We start from the raw sequence: 14,914 nt of genomic DNA on the forward strand, positions 1-14,914 counted from the left end.
AACAAGTTATTCAGTGCGGCATCGGCCGCCACCGTGGCATCCACCACCGATTGAAACACCAGCAGGCGCGGAAATCGCGGGGCTAAGTGATCGCCCTTTAGGCGCCGCAGCCGCTGTTGCAGCGTGGCGGTGAGCTCGTAAATTTGCTGGCCTGCGTGCACCGGAAAGGAGTTGTATTTGAAGGGGTCGTACTCGGGCAAAATATCCACCCAGGCTAAATTAGACAGCCCCGGCAAGTGCCCCAGCAGCCGCTGCAGCTGCGCAAAGGCGGCCAGTTTAGATACCCTCAGCGCCGGCGAAATCAACACGATACCCGCAGGCATGGTCAGCCCCTCGTCGGCCAGTGCCTGTAGGGTGTAATCCACCGCCAGCGCGGCGCCATTGGAGTAGCCCACCAGCAATAACGGCACTTGGTGTTTGTGCGCTTCGGCCACCGCCATGGCCACCACCCTGCGCTGCTGTTCCCAGCGCGCATTCAGTAATTGGCCCGGCATGAGTCCGTGCCCGGGCAGGCGGGGTGCGAAAATTTGGCCTCCTTGATTGGCCAAGTCCTGGGCCAGGGTGCGCATGCTGTAGGGCGAATCCGACAGGCCGTGAATCAATACCGCGCTAAAACGCAGGGGCCCCACGGGTGCTAATTGAAAAGACCGGTTCCAGTTTTGCGGCAGCCGATTGGGGTTGGCGGCGCCCACCGGACTAAACCGATGCCAGGGTGCGCTGGGTCCGGCATTCTGTTCCGCGCGCTTGGCCAGCAGCCGGTCCAGGCTGGCAAACTGCTGCTGTTCGTGCGCAACATAGTCGGCCCATTGAGCCTGCTCAAGCGTCGGCAGTTCTGCCAGTCCCGGGTGATACTGGCTGCCCTGGTGCCAAAACGACAGTGCCGGCCGCGTTTGCGACCACAGGTACACCATGGCCAAGGCGCCCACCAACAATCCCAGCAGCGCCCAACCCAACGGCGCCGCTACCCGACGCGGTAATTGCCCTAGCGACACAATAAATACCCTGCCATCCTTAAAGTGACGCATAGAGTAGTCAAACTAGGCGCGCATGGCTATAATGGCGCCCCCGCAAAAGAGCCAAAGCTTGTATTGCGCGTGCCAAATCTTGAATTTTGTGAAGCACCTACCAAGGTTGCCAGTGCAAAATTGATGTTTTGGGCCTTTAGCTCAGTTGGTTAGAGCATCCGACTCATAATCAATAGGTCAGGGGCAAAAAAGTTTAAATGGGCCTGTAGCTCAGTTGGTTAGAGCACACGACTCATAATCGTTAGGTCCTCGGTTCAAGTCCGAGCAGGCCCACCATTTAAACCTTTAAAATCAGTAAATTAGCAATTTTCCCCAGTTTCTTCTGGGGTTCAAAAAGACGTAACCCCAACCGATCCCCACCTCACCTCGCCCACTAAAGCGCCGAACGCTGATTTTTCCGGGGTTACACTGGGGTTACACTAGAACTACACGCGTTCGACAGCCGCCCGAAGAAAATCACTTATCAGCAAATCAATTCGCACTAGCGACCACCCAAGTTTAGCGCTATACTTAGGCCTAAATTATAGGCCATCTATATTTGTGTATTAATTGGAGGAAAGGCTTATGTTGCAGAAAGTAATGTGTGGCTACACCACACCTATCAGCAAGTTCAAATCCAACCCAAGCGCGGCAATGACTGAGGCTCAAGGGGATGCGATTGCTGTTTCATCAAACAATGAAATTCAATTTTATGCGGTTCCTGCAGCGCTATTTGAAGAGATGACCGCCTTCTGTGAATTTGCGCAACGCGGAACTACAGAACAAAAAAACATCCCAGCCAAGTTTACTAGTGAAGGGTTAGATATAGATAAAGTCGCCAATAGTATGGCGGCAAAGCTCAAAAATGGAACCTCTGGAGACTTCGAAGAATGGCCGTAAAAAATGTGAATCTTGGCCCCAAGAAAGGAATGACCAAGCCCTTGATAGTTTGTGAGCATGAGAAGGAAGAAAAAAAGCCTGCGCCTGGCGCCCACTTCAATGCAGGGGATGCCGAATTAAAGAAAGTTGCTGATACAATGGCTACATCTGTGACCAACAATAAAAGGAGTTAGTCAGTGGCAGATGCCAGAATATTCACTCACAAAGATTTAAAAGATTCTCTTGGCGAGCACAAAACAAAATCTTTGGTTGATGATTTTAGGGCCTATAAAGAAGGAAAGGGGCTGCCGGTTACTTTTGGCCGAGATGTTCCTTACAACTTTACCCACAATCGTTCTTACCTCGAACTGCAACATCTGCATTTTAATGCAAGTGGCTTTCCGTTGAAACTGGTACAGTTCAGAAGGACAAGTGGTTATGTACTCGTTTATTGCCCCGGCTTCTTTAATAAAAACACTTATCTACTTATTGCAATCATAAAGCATTGGGATCATAAAAAGCCGAATGATATTGCCGGTACAGATAGAGATACAAACCTCATGTCTGGGCTAGAGAATATTGCAGAAGGATTCCGCGAGAGATTCTAGTAGCGAGCCAAATCATGGAAAGAATAGAGGCAATTGAACTACCCGAAATACCGCAACCGCTCATCAATCAAGCCAATAAGCTATACGCTGAACTGAATTCACCTGGCAGTAATCTTATTGAAAAACTTGAACGGGTGTACCGGTATCTGGACGATTTCAATAATTATGTTTCAACATTCGCCACCTGCCAAAAGGGATGTAGTTATTGCTGTCACTACGATGTGCAAATCACTTCGTTCGAGGCTGAATACATATATATAAAAACTGGCCTCCCACACAACCTAGATGCTCCACATACATTCAATCACGAAAAACCGTGTCCATTTCTCGCGCCGGTTGGCCAATGCGGCATCTATCCAATTAGGCCCATAGTCTGCCGAACCTTCCATGCGGTCGGAGATCCAGAAAATTGCGCTGACGGTAAGGACCAACTCCAATATGGCAGTCCTCAATCAAACTTTGGCAACCCAATTTATAAGAATTTGGTAACCTGGGTGCATTTTCAAACGGTTCACGGTGGAGGCCACTGTAAGGACATCAGAGACTTCTTTCCCTACAGGTGAAAAATGTATAGACCTCACTTTCTGGTAACCCAATCCGAGTATGACGCAGCCACTCCAGCAGAAATATCCCGTTACAACTATGTTGTGGTGCCGGATGAGCCAATACCCTTGCCTAACCTTATCTGCTGTACAATAAAATCTGAGCGGGAAAGTGCCGAAAACCGCACCAAATCCCGCCCACTCAATGAAAGAAAATGACGAAAACCGCATGATTGCGGTTTCAGTCTTCAAAAATGCGGGATAGGTCCTCCAGTTCCAGGGGTAACGTGCCGGAATCCGCACTGTTTCGGTTTTCGGCTTGTTTCACCGCTTGCCCGCGTTTTACTACCTGCTTGAGTTTGTATTGCTCCAGGCCCTCCTCCAGGGCCTGACTCTGGATTGTCTGCTGAGGGCTGCGCAAGGCAGTCCTCAGCGTGTCTAGGATCGTTCCTGTAGGCTCCATCAGTCGGCCTCCTGGCTGCTTCGTCCTAGCAAGTAGATTTCCTCTGCCATAAGGGCGTAAGGGATCTCTCCGATACCCTCCGCGACGACGCGAACCGCGTAGACCGAGCCACCTTTCTTACCTGGTGTCCACTCTCCACCATCTTCGGTGACAACAGACATACGCACATCTTTCGCGGCTTGTTTCAACTCGTCTCCTGCATTGAGGGAACCGTTATATATTGTGACCTGCAACTGGCAACCTAGGCCATTCTGCAACTCGGCCACTCGCTTACGGATGTATTCAACACTGCTCATAGTACTTCTCCTGATTAATTACATTTTTGGACTGCGTGAAGGGCTGGAATTCGAGCTGTCCGGCGTGTTGGGTGTGCCGGTATTTTTCTCGAATTTGTTCTGAAATTTCTGGTCTGTTTGGAAACGGTTTTTTGTTGCTTCCGCTACTGATTTTTGATCCCCAGCCAACCCTTGGGCAGGCGCTTGACTGTATTTCGCCAGCTCTTCCTTCGTAGGTTTATAGCCCTCGACCTGAATCCCCATCGTCTGCCCTTGAATCCATACGGCGCGGCGATATTCGTCAGATCCGAACGCGTGAACTGTCTTCCACTCTCCGTTCTGCACTTTCTGCTGAGCCAGCTCCAACTCAGCCGCTAAAGCCCAGGAATTTGTGGTTTGGCTATGAATGGCTTTTCCGTTATCACGGAAGGCCTCTGCCCCCTCATTTTTGCCTTTCGTCCAGCGGTAGACCCCTTGGGTATCAGCCTGAAACATACTGATCACAGCCCCTTTAGCTGGGTCGATATGCGCTGGCTTCCAGCGTTCTTCCTCCGTTTGCTCTTGAGCCTGTTTCTGCAGTTTCTGAATGTCTTCCTGGAAACGTTTCTCCAAACGCATGATTGCCTGCTTTTCTGCTTCCTCAGCAGTCTCTTGGGAGGCAGCGAGACCGCCAAACTGGGCGACTATTTTTTGAGGTGCCTGAGCGTCGTTGTTTTCGGTGGTTTGTTGATGGTTTTGCATGCGTGAAATCCTCGCAGTTTGAATTGAAATAACATTGTTGTGGGCTTTAATTGCGTCGTTTAGCTGCCAACGAGAGGCCCGCTCGTGGTAGCCCATCCTGGCCAGCTGAGTGTTCAGCGGGCCAACGTGGATTTGAGGAATTTTGTCGGTAAGCCCCTGTTCTTTTAGGGATAGGTGGGAGATTCGTTCATCGAGACCTGCGGCCTCCAATTCGGAGTTCACGATGGAACTCCATTTTTCCCTGATCGCATCTATTTGTTGCCGCCCTGTCGGTAATCCGTTTTTCCGCAACTTGGTATCGCTCCATTCGAGGAACGTTTTCTGTTTTCCAAGTTCTCTGGATTCCAGCATCGGGCGAGTAGTCATCAGTAGATGCGCGTGTAAATTGCGGTTGTCTCCACCTCGACCTGGTGCATGTACGCAAACATCAATGGCGACATGGTATTGATCAATCAACGCCTGAGAAAATCGCTCAATAATTCTCTGGTGCGCGTCCCGCCTTAGTTCGTGCGGTAGTGCCAAAATCCATTCTCTGGCCACCCTGGAATCTGAACGCCTCTCAGACATTTCGGCCAGATTCCATAGCGCCGATCTAGACAAACCAGCGCTATTGAAAATGTGCTTATCCAGTACGCCTTTTTTTCGCTCAAAGTCATGCACGATTCCAGTCCGTTCATCCATGATTTTTTCCGCTGCGCGATAACTCGCCGCAGCCGTTGCGCTTCGCCCTTTTGAACGAGCAATGAGCGACGTTTGGCAATAAAAAATGGCCATAAAAAGAACCTCGGTTTTTTCTTTTTCGCGCAGCGAAAAACGCATGACTCACTTGTGAGTCGTATATGCGCCCTTCATATGCCAGGGGGGCTTTGTCCGTACCAAGATTAAACACCGTGTAATACTCGCTGCCGCTCGCCCAACGCGCCGTTAAATGGCACGTATAACATATTGATTTATAAGGAGTTTTTACTTGTTTTGGAACTTAGCACAGCCTAAGCTGTGCAGGTAGTAATTTCTTAAATTAAGTGGAGGTTGCGTATGACGCTGAAACCCAGACAGAGACGATGGCTTGAAGAGGACGCTAAGAACAATTCGGCCTCAGCTCAGATTTTAAAATCTATCCAGCAAGAAGAAGCCAAAGCCGTCGATTTAATGCGGCAGGCGAGTGAGCAGACCAAAAAGGATATGAATCGGCAGAAAATTTTAATTGGCGTGGCAATGCTCGCAGAATGCGATCAAAGCCCAGCTTTTAGAGAGCGCCTGGAGAAAGTTCTAGCCAAGCATTTAACCGCAACTAGAGATAAAGAGCTGATGGCCAAATTCGGCTGGGAGTTAGGAAATGAAAAAATTGAAAACAATACTGCTGCCACTTCTCCCACTGCTATTTCTGAGTAGTGCAGCTTTTGCGACAACATCCATCACGGACGTAAATCCCAGTGATAAAAGCATCGAATATATGCGTTACATATTCGGTGATACGGTGGGAATTATTATTGGTGAAACCGGACCGTCGAGCCCTGATTCAATTCTCGGAGCTATGAGCCTAATTCTCAACGTTGGGATGTTGGTTTTTACTGGTCTTATTGTTGGATATATATTTATAACGGGGTTACTTAATTCTGCCCATGAGGGAATACCTCTAGGGAAACTATATAGCTCCATGTGGGTTCCAATCCGAGTTGTGCTGGCGATGGCTTTTGTCATGCCATTTGCAGGTGGATATTCAGTAATGCAGATTGGTGTTTTATGGCTAGCTGGGCATGGGGTAGGATTAGCTAATACGACCTGGAATGCAGCACTTGACCACATGAGTGCAACAGGAACTTTGTACCCTGCACAAATCAATGCAGATTTTGAAGGTACAGCTATGAACGTGCTCAATTCACGAGTTTGTATGCACGGCATAAATACCGCGGACAGACACGTTAATATCGTGGACGAGCCAATAGAAATAGTCGAAGGGGTTTCAGCCACAGATCTACGCACACCAGGTGCGACATCTTCAATCGAAATAGCGCCTCAACACATTGTAATGCAACGGTATGACAGCTATTACAATTTGGTGAGTGCGGCAGGTGCGTATACAGCAGCCTTTATTACCAATTTTGCGGCTGGGGCGCCTCGTTATTATGGCTCGAATCCATGTGGATCTATAAAGTTGGAATTTGCTGAAATTGATGAGGGAACTTCAATAGAGCCAGCAATCATAAACTTTCAAACCAAAATGGTGAGCATTTACGCAGACCTTGATGCCAATCTTGACCCCTTGGCTCGTCAAATTGTACTGAAAGCTGTAGATGATTCCGCGCCAGATCCAGACCCTCTTGCATACAATGACGCCGTAAGAAAATTCCAATTTGACTATGAAAAAACTGTCAACGAGGCGATGTCTGAAATTGCCACTCTGAGAATAAATAAATGGGCAGGGGGTAATCCAGAGACCGCTGGAATGAAAGTCGGCGCACGTGATGCTGGCTGGATCTCGGTGGGGGCGTGGTATTGGGATTTTCAACGTATAAACGCCGAAACTCAAAAAATGACAGATGTAAAAGCGGAGTTAACGGGGCCCACATCTGATGCCATAGAGCATGATGATTACTCAATGTTTCGCGATGCCTTCGGCAACTATCGACAGAACATGTTGGTCACTAATAGCAGCGGAGCAACCGTCAACGCAATGGAACGCTCCAGTTATGCTGAAAATAGCGATAGCTTGAGCTTTGTTATGAATCGAACGGAAAGCGTTCTGAATTTTGCGCTTAGTGAGCCAGATCCTATTCACGGAATGGCGAACGTAGGCCATATGATAATTGGAACGTTTGAGATTGCTTTGGCGGGAGCCTTCTTAACAGATTTAGCGGCCTGTGTTGCCGATGACACCAGCGAGGCTGTTGGGGGCCTTATCGGTGGAGCAGCTCGGCCAGTGACCAGCACGCTGTGCCGAATGACAAATAAGACACTCTGGGCGCTCGTTGGTGCTGGAATGCTACTAATTCCTATCGCGCTCATGCTCGCGTTTTACATTCCTGCAACGCCAATGATTCTATGGATAATGGGCGTTGCAGGTTGGTTTGTGCTACTCATTGAGGCTGTTATTGCAGCGCCGGTATGGGCTGCCAGCCACGTGTTTCCTGAGGGGAATGGATTTGTTGGGGAGAGGGCAAAAGCAGGATACATGGTGGCACTATCTCTATTTTTGCGCCCGACTTTAGCCATCTTTGGATTCATGGCGAGTATGCTCCTGGTAATTGTAATGGCCAAAGTCTTGATGTTAATTTTTATACCGGCAATGAGTGGAATGCTTGGCGATTCATTGAGTGGTGTTGTAACAGCTTTCGCTATGCTCGCCATTTTTACAATGGTATTAATTCAAATTGCTCACCGTAGCTTTGGCTTAATTCATGAAATTCCAGATAAAGTGCTTCGCTACATTGGCGGCGGGCAGGAGAACTTGGGCGAGGCATCTCAGGAGCAACAAAGCCGATCTATTTTTGTTGGTGGTGCCGCAAAAGTAGTAAGTGGTGGTGGACGTGCAGCAAGGGGGAGAACGTCAGAAGCCACTGAAAGTATGGCCGGCTCTGCTGGAAAGGGGATAAAGGGCGCAGCGGGCGCGGCGAAAACAGGAATGTCGAAACTCAGTAAAATGTTGAGTCCGAAATAATTACCATACCCAAGTAAGCCAGCCAATAACCGTTAAGCGATTTGAAAACTCAGCAATAGGTTCCAGTAGCCATACTGGAACCGCGCTATTTATCCAGTACGCTAGCACGCCGACTGAAAAAAGTGCTGGATAGCCCATAATCCCAACGATCCCCTGTATTAGAAAAATACCTACCGACATGTTCCAGGGCAAATAAATATTTGTCCAGCGGTGCACCTGCCGCCGCAATGGAGGCACCAAACAGGCAATCAGGATAAATAGGCAAAGCGCCCAAAGAGCACCGCAACTAACCCCAAGAGCTAGGGATTCCCAAATCTGGCTGCCCCAGTCATCGGTAGTCAAGCGAGCCCATTTCAGGGCCTCGCTCTGATCCATCAATAAATCACTCATGATTACTTCCTATCAATAAGCGCCGCAGCTGCATTTGCTCGGGCATCATGCCCACGCAAAACCCGTACAGTTACCCATGCTACAGTTCCCAAATAGAAAACTGTGGCCCCAGTTAAAACATCATCTGCGATCGTTCCTGACATAAATTTAACAACCGCTAAGACAATCGCCATAGCAACCGCTACGCCAGCGCAATGAATTAGAATTGCAATAAACTGACCCTTTGTCATTGTAAAGTCACCTCTTCCGTTAATTGTTTAATAACCCAGAGATAGTGCTCAGCCTGGACATATTCAGCAACAGTTAACTGTACATTTCCGCAAAAGCCAGCTGAACGAACGCTTAACACGCCCCCTTCTTGACGGCTATTCTCTCCATGCTGCAAATCAGCATTATGCAATGGCGCGGAGAAAGAAGCCTGGCGCCCATAAATTCGGATTAAACCATGATCAGCATCAAAGATGATTTGCTCGTCATCCAGATTGCAACGCTTGACTGAATAAACGGCCATGTCTTAGACCTCCTTACTACTGGAAAACTGGCGGCGGGCAATTATCCCCCAACTCTTGATTACAAAGAATCCGTCTTGTGGTGATCGCTCGATCACAACCTTGTAGTCGCGCTGTAGGCACTTAAAACGCGCTTCAAGCTCTTGCTCTGTCAATCCGACACCGGACGCCAAGTTCGCCAACGTAGGGCGCTCAATGCGCTCTAGAGCCACAATGATGGGTAAAGCTCGGGCGAAGTGTCGAGAATGGACAACTGTTTGTGTAGTATCGGAATCAGCCATAAATCACCTCCTTTCAGGTGGTTGTGGTTAGTCTTGGCTGGGTGTGTCCGCACTCAGCCGGGGCGCTTATGTTATGTTTTTTGACTCGGAGTATTTGTCTTGATGCTTTCGGATAGCTTTTCGAGCTGGGCTAAGAGTTTTTCTTCTCTCTCCTGGGAGCGTTTTAAGCTCGATTCATATTGACTACAACGTTCACCCAATACGGCCGCCTGCGTACCAGATTCCGCTAGCTCTGCTTTGACGGACTGCGACACTTGATCCAACTCCTCGACCTTTTGCTCCAGATCTTTAACCTGGGCTTTTAAATCGTCTATTTGTTGTTCCTGCTGCTCACTCACCGCAATGGTTTCATCTAGCTTTTCCTGCATCTTTGCGCGTTCCTGGGCGAGCTTTTCGCGGTCGGCCTGAATTTCTTCATCCGCTGCAGCTCTAGCTTGCCTCCAAATTTGCTGAATCAATATTTTGGCGTCCGCCGCCAACTGCTCCGGCATCTCAGGCACTGATGATGCTTCAGCGTCCTGCCCCTCTGACTCACGCCACATATCCAAGTGCTTTTGGATGGTCGCCATCCCACCACGATCACCCAACAACTTGCGAATTTTTGGAGCGCTTGGGCGCTCACCACTCTCGACCAGCCTGCGGGCTGCAGTAGAAATATCCTCAAAAGTAACCCTGCTCATACCGTAAATTCTCACACCATTTTGATTCACCCTAATTATCTATTAGATTAGGAGAAAAGTAAAGTGTAATTACGGTAATTACATAATTACCGTAATATGTTTTTACAATATGTCGACAAATAACGCTATCGCCCAATTGTACTTGTCTTTCAATTCTTGGTATGGAGAGCTGTCAAGGGCGCAAGCGGAGGCCGCAGCTAAGCGAGTGGAGCGAGTCTGAACGGGTGAGCATGCGGCGCAGCGCACCCTTGACTGGTCGGAAGGCCACACAGCCTCACGGAGGGGCAGGCAAAGCGCAGCGGCGACCTGCTCCCGAGGATCAAACACGGCTGTTTGCGGGGATGCTTGAAGGGGCTGCGCCCCTTCCACTAAATGGTTTTTTCTTACAAACGTTTCCTTTTCATGTCTTCGGCCTGCCGCCGCACTCAGCGGCGGCTGTGCCGCTCTTAATATCCTGAATATCCTGCCAGCTTCGGGCGGGTATGCGACGCTTCGGGCGGGTATGCGACGTTACCGGGCGGGTGTGCGACGCTATCGGGCGGGTGTGCGACGGTCTTTGGCGGTTGCACCCACCTTTCGAACTCTGTCGCCATCGATGATAAGGCCAATATGCTCAAGCTGCTCAGCGTCCTCTCTCAATCGAAAGCGGGCATCTCTAAGTGCTTTTCCTGATGCCTGTCGGGCCACAGCCAGTATGACGGTATCCAGATGCCAGCCACCCGCTGGTTCATTTTTATGGCTCAAAATGTGTCTCGCTACAGCCTGACCGATACCATGCCGCAGGCGGGCAATTGGTGCCGGGTTGTAGTACAGGGCCAGATCGCGCTCAAGGAGCATTACCAGCGCTATCCCCAGGCGCACTCGCCACAAGCTCCGCTCACCACCTGTAAGTGGATCTCGGCGCATCATGGGAGACGGGATAACGTGATCTACCAGGCCACCAATAATCCGGTCGCCAGTTTTTGCCAGACCTGGTGTTTCAATTTCAATGGTTGATGCGCGAAGTTCAGAGAGGAGCTTTTGAATCTGGCTCATGCTGTATCGACTATCAGATAGAGTCTTTCGAATCCGTGCAGGGTCTACCAGCAATTCAACGCCTCCATCTGACACGTCGCGCCTTTTCTCCGCACAGTAAAGAATAGCCTCGACAACGTCAGCGTGACGCTGGCCTAACCTTCCTGCCACTCGGCAGCGACCAAAGGAGGTTTCCTGCCAGTCACCTTCCCTGTGGCGAGGCCGCTGACTTGGTTGGTACAGCATTACCCTAGCTTGAGCGATGGTGCTTGTTGGGGTGACTGCATTACCAGCGCTCTTCATCAACCTCACCAACCCTAAAAGGCGTGACCTTTTTGCTACTGCCCTCCCAATTGGTGGTCGTTGATAAATCAACGGGCACAAGTACGCCGCCATCCCGGCGCTCATACCACTTATCAGCTTGAACTGTGGCATAGTTTTGCTTGCTAACTCCGAACCGTACAAAAAAGCCTCTCCGATCATTGCCTATGGGCTGCCGATCATAAGCGCGGTCGCTAAACTTTTTGGCTTCCGTCTCTGACATTTTCGCAACAAACCCGCACCAGCGAACATTGTCTACTAGAGCTGATGCGCCCCGTGCAGCCTGTTGCTGATCCGTCTGCCCCTCTCGGGCAGAGCCCTTATTGACGTGATGCAGATAGAGAATCGAAGCCCCTGTTTCTACCGCAATATGCTCAAGCGTTGAAACAAGCCGAGACATATCACCATTGCTGTTTTCGTCAAGACAATGAACGCGGCTGAGGGTGTCTAAAACTATTAGCCTTGCGCCAGCGCCTTGCTCTATAAGCCAGTCGCAATGTGGCTTTGCCATGACGTTCAAGCCTCGCCCCATGATCGGCTCAAGCGTAAGATTTCTAGCAATTGCTTGGCGGGCTTGCTGGTTCAAATGCTGACCGATAGAGTGAATGCGACCGACTAGAGCAGGCTCAGGATCTTCTCCAGCCAAATACACCACACGTCCGGTTTGTTGAGGCCCAAGCTGTAAAAGATCACCACCGGCGACACTGCACGCAATGGACATGACTGCCTCTAAGGCCCAGAAGCTTTTTCCCGTTGCGCCTGGTGCAATCAATGCCCCGACCGTTCCAGCCAAAAAACCTGGCCAAATAAAATCAAGATGCGGCGGATCATTCTCAAACGCCGCCATAATATCAATAGCCACTAACCACCTACTCCCCTTGAGCTGCTAGCCCACCTTGCTCGGCCAGCCACTTATGCAATTCAGGCTCCGGGAATAATCGACGGCGCCCCACTTTGACAGAGGGCGGCATGGGCTCCCCTCTGCACATTCTGTTTCTAAGTCCGCCTGTAGACATGCAGAGCAAAGCTGCTGCTTGTTCGTATGTTAAATATCGCTTTGAAGAATTTGTTTGCACTCTATACCCTCCATCGAGTGACGATGCGTTTCGTCGCATGGCTCAGGGTTATAATGCGTGACTGTCAACAGTCTTTTCAGCAAAAAACTGCAGAAAAGTGAAGATAATTCCAAGAGTGTTTTTCATTGTGCTTTTGAGCTGCACTATGGGGAGTTTCTGAATGGCAGATAAAGAAAATTGAGTGGAAACAGGGCTTGATTTTTTAGTTTGTTCCCGCTGTTTTTATGTCGATAACGTTAGATTTGAGCATCATTCCAGTAAGAAGATTTTGTATTTTTTCTGCTGATGAGTGAAGAGTTTCAGCCGTCAGGGTGATATACCCAGCTGTCGCATCATCCCACTCGGTGGAGTGACTCATCAGGCGCTTGAGTTTATAGCTGCCCACGTCCAGATGTTCTGCCGTAGTGGCAAAAGTACGCTTCCACTCTATTTACCAAGTACTTTCCCTATACGAGAGCCATTAAATGTAACATCCGTAGTATGGTTTGGACGGCGCAATATCCCACGTAAATCACGCTTTGCTCGGCTAATCGGTAAATCGTTGGTGCCAGGTTTTCTTAAGTACTCCAAATGCTCATTAGAACAGGTTCTCCGAATCACAACCACATAACCGGCTTTTTCAATAAGTTCAACACTATCCAATGACATCCATCCGATTAGCTCCAAGATTAAGTCCATCGTATCTATGAGCCGGTTTATCGCGTCTTGAGGTTGAGCAGGGCGACCAATATTCCATACAGGTTCATGATGAAAAGCTTTGTTTCTGAAGGTTTTTATTGTTAGCAACTTGCCTTGAATGATCGCTCGGTTACGAGCTCCTTTAGGGGCATGAGGAAATACCGGACGGAGTAGAGCTGGCCATAATGATTGTGGGTTACGATTTACTTCATACGCAGCACTAAACAAGTTTGTCCAAAACCCAAATGTCATTTTGGCAATAATTCGATCTTCAGAAACCGTAGCAGACTGAGACAAATGTAAATCTTCACGAATTTTATTTCGCGCATCTCGAACCGAACGAGCTTGATTTCGCACAAGCCTATGTTGATTGCCATTTAAGTTTGGCTTGGTAGCGATATTGTCAAACCAATAAGCTCCGAGTTTTTGGTGCGCTTCATTGTGGATTGCATTTCGCAGAGTCACTTCCAGCACCTGCAAGAGGGGAAAGAAGGCTGCAGCCACCTCCTTACTCCATAGATAACACCCAAATAGCTCAACCTGATCAGCTGGATTAAAAAATGTACTATAGGTTCTCAGTCTTGCTGCCGAAATATAGGGAGCTAGCCTTGTGTGATTAATATCTCTCAACTTGACAATGCCTTTTTGTTATCGTATTTTTGTCCCATAGCCAGTGGGGATTCCTCTCCCGCCAGCCGTAAGGTTGAGTGGTGATGCCCCCACAGATTGGCGACTGATTTGAAGCCCCGGTGCGAAAGTGTCGGGGCTTTTCTCTTTTCGGCCATTCCATTGCCCACACAGCCATCACTCTAAGTTATTGTTTTTACTGGAATCTGGATTAGATACCGGTGTATCCACGCCATTGATATTCCGAACGTGGTATTGAGAATAAATCCCATTCTTGATTTGCCTGACAATTTGGGCTCTTGTCATATCCTCATTTGTATAGTTGTCATGGAACTTCTGATTACGCCCTGATTTTGACTCTGTAGTCACTGAAACCCGCTTTCTAGCCACTGCCATACCCTTTCTTTACCAAGCTACTGGCTGAGAATAGCATAACAGCTTGCAAAACTAAATTTTTAAGACGATAATTCCGCTTAACTAAATGCAGGAGCCCGCCACCCATGACAGAAATCTTGAAATCTCGCCTGGTGCGCTATATCACCTCCAATGTAGATAGGAGCCTATTCCTTTCTATGGATGACTCTATACGCGCAGCTTATGCCAAAGCAAACGCCAGAGCCTTGGAAGATTTCAAGAACACCAACCCTGCACGCCCCCGAGCCCAAATGAGACGCTATATGATAGATGATGCTCTCGCGGGGGCCTTGGCCGAGGGGAGTCCGTCTGTGTTACAGACCATTCCTAAAGGTGAACAGTATGTGGTGGTGTGCTCTGGCAACGTCACCTTAAGCCACATTGAGCTACATGAAAACGCGTGGGCAAGACCCGCTAAGCACAGAAGCTTTCTTGCCCAGAAAAACGCGATATTGGAGCCAGTGACACTCGATCTGTTTGAAACGGCTCCTCCTAAGCTTGATGACGCACTACATGTGGTAGCGGTTGTATTACATCCTCGCCCACAAGCTCAGAATCAATCCGAGCCGAGCGAGATATTCATTTCGGTACCTTATACAGATTGGGCCGGTTATCATTTGGAAATTCCTATTCGAGAACTTCTCCAAGAGTATGAGGTAGAACGTGATTCAAGCCTCATTGATGAGGCTTGGCCGACATTAAGAGACGATCTACAAAAAGAAGAGCATACGTCCGAGAAAAAGTCAGGGTAAAG

21 protein-coding genes and 1 tRNA gene are annotated in these 14,914 nt (G+C 49.0%); 8 read left to right on the forward strand and 14 right to left on the reverse strand.

Annotated elements, in window-relative coordinates; genetic code table 11:
* A partial coding sequence (locus ACW8F6_RS07545) for an alpha/beta hydrolase (protein WP_491575242.1) occupies nucleotides 1–1,025 on the reverse strand: 1,025 nt, incomplete at its 3' end.
* 199 nt (nucleotides 1,026–1,224) lie between these two features.
* On the opposite strand from ACW8F6_RS07545, the gene ACW8F6_RS07550 reads away from it, so the two are divergent.
* The 5 genes from ACW8F6_RS07550 to ACW8F6_RS07570 all read left to right on the forward strand — a co-directional run bounded on the left by ACW8F6_RS07550 (nucleotide 1,225) and on the right by ACW8F6_RS07570 (nucleotide 3,054).
* A tRNA-Ile gene (locus ACW8F6_RS07550) sits at nucleotides 1,225–1,301 on the forward strand.
* A gap of 288 nt (nucleotides 1,302–1,589) precedes the next feature.
* Nucleotides 1,590–1,904, forward strand: coding sequence for a hypothetical protein (locus tag ACW8F6_RS07555; RefSeq protein WP_491575243.1), 315 nt, complete (start codon nucleotides 1,590–1,592; stop codon nucleotides 1,902–1,904).
* Entirely contained in the window at nucleotides 1,895–2,077 is a 183-nt protein-coding gene (locus ACW8F6_RS07560) for a hypothetical protein (protein WP_491575244.1), read from the forward strand. Before ACW8F6_RS07555 ends, ACW8F6_RS07560 begins: the two co-directional genes overlap by 10 nt.
* 3 nt (nucleotides 2,078–2,080) lie before the next feature.
* Nucleotides 2,081–2,491, forward strand: a complete 411-nt coding sequence (locus tag ACW8F6_RS07565; RefSeq protein ID WP_491575245.1) for a type II toxin-antitoxin system YafO family toxin — start codon at nucleotides 2,081–2,083, stop codon at nucleotides 2,489–2,491.
* Between the two features lie 14 nt (nucleotides 2,492–2,505).
* Nucleotides 2,506–3,054 (forward strand): YkgJ family cysteine cluster protein, encoded by a 549-nt coding sequence (locus tag ACW8F6_RS07570; RefSeq protein ID WP_491575246.1) that lies wholly within the window; start codon nucleotides 2,506–2,508, stop codon nucleotides 3,052–3,054.
* Between the two features lie 220 nt (nucleotides 3,055–3,274).
* On the opposite strand, the gene ACW8F6_RS07575 is transcribed toward ACW8F6_RS07570, so the two are convergent.
* The 3 genes from ACW8F6_RS07575 to ACW8F6_RS07585 are packed head-to-tail and all read right to left on the reverse strand — an operon-like array spanning nucleotide 3,275 to nucleotide 5,331.
* A complete protein-coding gene (locus ACW8F6_RS07575) occupies nucleotides 3,275–3,496 on the reverse strand; it encodes a hypothetical protein (protein ID WP_491575247.1) in 222 nt (73 codons plus the stop codon).
* On the reverse strand, nucleotides 3,496–3,792 hold the full coding sequence (locus ACW8F6_RS07580; protein WP_491575248.1) for a hypothetical protein: 297 nt from the start codon (nucleotides 3,790–3,792) through the stop codon (nucleotides 3,496–3,498). Before ACW8F6_RS07580 ends, ACW8F6_RS07575 begins: the two co-directional genes overlap by 1 nt.
* Nucleotides 3,793–3,810: 18 nt before the next feature.
* On the reverse strand, nucleotides 3,811–5,331 hold the full coding sequence (locus ACW8F6_RS07585) for a MobA/MobL family protein (RefSeq protein ID WP_491575249.1): 1,521 nt from the start codon (nucleotides 5,329–5,331) through the stop codon (nucleotides 3,811–3,813).
* A gap of 216 nt (nucleotides 5,332–5,547) precedes the next feature.
* Between ACW8F6_RS07585 and ACW8F6_RS07590 the strand changes: the two genes are divergently transcribed.
* Both ACW8F6_RS07590 and ACW8F6_RS07595 read left to right on the forward strand, forming a co-directional pair.
* On the forward strand, nucleotides 5,548–5,904 hold the full coding sequence (locus tag ACW8F6_RS07590; RefSeq protein WP_491575250.1) for a hypothetical protein: 357 nt from the start codon (nucleotides 5,548–5,550) through the stop codon (nucleotides 5,902–5,904).
* Complete coding sequence (locus ACW8F6_RS07595) at nucleotides 5,849–8,170, forward strand: DotA/TraY family protein (protein ID WP_491575251.1); 2,322 nt, start codon at nucleotides 5,849–5,851, stop codon at nucleotides 8,168–8,170. The genes ACW8F6_RS07590 and ACW8F6_RS07595 overlap by 56 nt, the downstream gene beginning before the upstream one ends.
* On the opposite strand, the gene ACW8F6_RS07600 is transcribed toward ACW8F6_RS07595, so the two are convergent.
* From ACW8F6_RS07600 to ACW8F6_RS07645, 10 genes are all read right to left on the reverse strand, one after another.
* The gene (locus ACW8F6_RS07600) at nucleotides 8,171–8,560 is read right to left on the reverse strand and encodes a hypothetical protein (RefSeq protein WP_491575252.1); all 390 of its coding nucleotides are present in this window, start codon (nucleotides 8,558–8,560) and stop codon (nucleotides 8,171–8,173) included. It abuts the gene before it with no gap.
* A 2-nt stretch (nucleotides 8,561–8,562) separates the two neighbouring features.
* Nucleotides 8,563–8,790, reverse strand: coding sequence for a hypothetical protein (locus ACW8F6_RS07605; protein WP_491575253.1), 228 nt, complete (start codon nucleotides 8,788–8,790; stop codon nucleotides 8,563–8,565).
* Nucleotides 8,787–9,071: a hypothetical protein gene (locus ACW8F6_RS07610; protein ID WP_491575254.1), complete on the reverse strand. Its 285-nt coding sequence runs from the start codon at nucleotides 9,069–9,071 to the stop codon at nucleotides 8,787–8,789. The genes ACW8F6_RS07605 and ACW8F6_RS07610 overlap by 4 nt, the downstream gene beginning before the upstream one ends.
* A gap of 3 nt (nucleotides 9,072–9,074) precedes the next feature.
* Nucleotides 9,075–9,350: a hypothetical protein gene (locus tag ACW8F6_RS07615; protein WP_491575255.1), complete on the reverse strand. Its 276-nt coding sequence runs from the start codon at nucleotides 9,348–9,350 to the stop codon at nucleotides 9,075–9,077.
* 71 nt (nucleotides 9,351–9,421) lie between these two features.
* Entirely contained in the window at nucleotides 9,422–10,030 is a 609-nt protein-coding gene (locus ACW8F6_RS07620; protein WP_491575256.1) for a DNA-binding protein, read from the reverse strand.
* 531 nt (nucleotides 10,031–10,561) lie between these two features.
* Nucleotides 10,562–11,065, reverse strand: coding sequence for a hypothetical protein (locus ACW8F6_RS07625; protein ID WP_491575257.1), 504 nt, complete (start codon nucleotides 11,063–11,065; stop codon nucleotides 10,562–10,564).
* Between the two features lie 265 nt (nucleotides 11,066–11,330).
* Entirely contained in the window at nucleotides 11,331–12,227 is an 897-nt protein-coding gene (locus ACW8F6_RS07630) for a helicase RepA family protein (protein WP_491575258.1), read from the reverse strand.
* A gap of 7 nt (nucleotides 12,228–12,234) precedes the next feature.
* Nucleotides 12,235–12,480 carry a helix-turn-helix transcriptional regulator gene (locus ACW8F6_RS07635; RefSeq protein ID WP_491575259.1) on the reverse strand — a complete coding sequence of 82 codons (246 nt, stop codon included), beginning with the start codon at nucleotides 12,478–12,480 and terminating at the stop codon, nucleotides 12,235–12,237.
* Between the two features lie 163 nt (nucleotides 12,481–12,643).
* Nucleotides 12,644–12,826: a hypothetical protein gene (locus ACW8F6_RS07640; protein WP_491575260.1), complete on the reverse strand. Its 183-nt coding sequence runs from the start codon at nucleotides 12,824–12,826 to the stop codon at nucleotides 12,644–12,646.
* Between the two features lie 41 nt (nucleotides 12,827–12,867).
* A complete protein-coding gene (locus ACW8F6_RS07645) occupies nucleotides 12,868–13,749 on the reverse strand; it encodes an Abi family protein (protein ID WP_491575261.1) in 882 nt (293 codons plus the stop codon).
* Nucleotides 13,750–14,246: 497 nt separating this feature from the next.
* Here ACW8F6_RS07645 and ACW8F6_RS07650 point away from each other — a divergent pair, with 497 nt between their 5' ends.
* Nucleotides 14,247–14,912, forward strand: a complete 666-nt coding sequence (locus ACW8F6_RS07650; RefSeq protein WP_127973763.1) for a hypothetical protein — start codon at nucleotides 14,247–14,249, stop codon at nucleotides 14,910–14,912.
* Nucleotides 14,913–14,914: the final 2 nt, after the last annotated feature.

Source organism: Simiduia sp. (assembly GCF_058345725.1).

Bases quoted from the DNA above. Each gene is read 5' to 3' on its own strand.
- ACW8F6_RS07555 (WP_491575243.1), top strand. From the start codon at position 1,590: ATGTTGCAGAAAGTAATGTGTGGCTACACCACACCTATCAGCAAGTTC.
- ACW8F6_RS07560 (WP_491575244.1), top strand. From the start codon at position 1,895: ATGGCCGTAAAAAATGTGAATCTTGGCCCCAAGAAAGGAATGACCAAG.
- ACW8F6_RS07570 (WP_491575246.1), top strand. From the start codon at position 2,506: ATGGAAAGAATAGAGGCAATTGAACTACCCGAAATACCGCAACCGCTC.
- ACW8F6_RS07575 (WP_491575247.1), bottom strand. From the start codon at position 3,496: ATGGAGCCTACAGGAACGATCCTAGACACGCTGAGGACTGCCTTGCGC.
- ACW8F6_RS07580 (WP_491575248.1), bottom strand. From the start codon at position 3,792: ATGAGCAGTGTTGAATACATCCGTAAGCGAGTGGCCGAGTTGCAGAAT.
- ACW8F6_RS07585 (WP_491575249.1), bottom strand. From the start codon at position 5,331: ATGCGTTTTTCGCTGCGCGAAAAAGAAAAAACCGAGGTTCTTTTTATG.
- ACW8F6_RS07590 (WP_491575250.1), top strand. From the start codon at position 5,548: ATGACGCTGAAACCCAGACAGAGACGATGGCTTGAAGAGGACGCTAAG.
- ACW8F6_RS07595 (WP_491575251.1), top strand. From the start codon at position 5,849: ATGAAAAAATTGAAAACAATACTGCTGCCACTTCTCCCACTGCTATTT.
- ACW8F6_RS07600 (WP_491575252.1), bottom strand. From the start codon at position 8,560: ATGAGTGATTTATTGATGGATCAGAGCGAGGCCCTGAAATGGGCTCGC.
- ACW8F6_RS07605 (WP_491575253.1), bottom strand. From the start codon at position 8,790: ATGACAAAGGGTCAGTTTATTGCAATTCTAATTCATTGCGCTGGCGTA.
- ACW8F6_RS07610 (WP_491575254.1), bottom strand. From the start codon at position 9,071: ATGGCCGTTTATTCAGTCAAGCGTTGCAATCTGGATGACGAGCAAATC.
- ACW8F6_RS07615 (WP_491575255.1), bottom strand. From the start codon at position 9,350: ATGGCTGATTCCGATACTACACAAACAGTTGTCCATTCTCGACACTTC.
- ACW8F6_RS07620 (WP_491575256.1), bottom strand. From the start codon at position 10,030: ATGAGCAGGGTTACTTTTGAGGATATTTCTACTGCAGCCCGCAGGCTG.
- ACW8F6_RS07625 (WP_491575257.1), bottom strand. From the start codon at position 11,065: ATGAGCCAGATTCAAAAGCTCCTCTCTGAACTTCGCGCATCAACCATT.
- ACW8F6_RS07635 (WP_491575259.1), bottom strand. From the start codon at position 12,480: ATGCGACGAAACGCATCGTCACTCGATGGAGGGTATAGAGTGCAAACA.
- ACW8F6_RS07650 (WP_127973763.1), top strand. From the start codon at position 14,247: ATGACAGAAATCTTGAAATCTCGCCTGGTGCGCTATATCACCTCCAAT.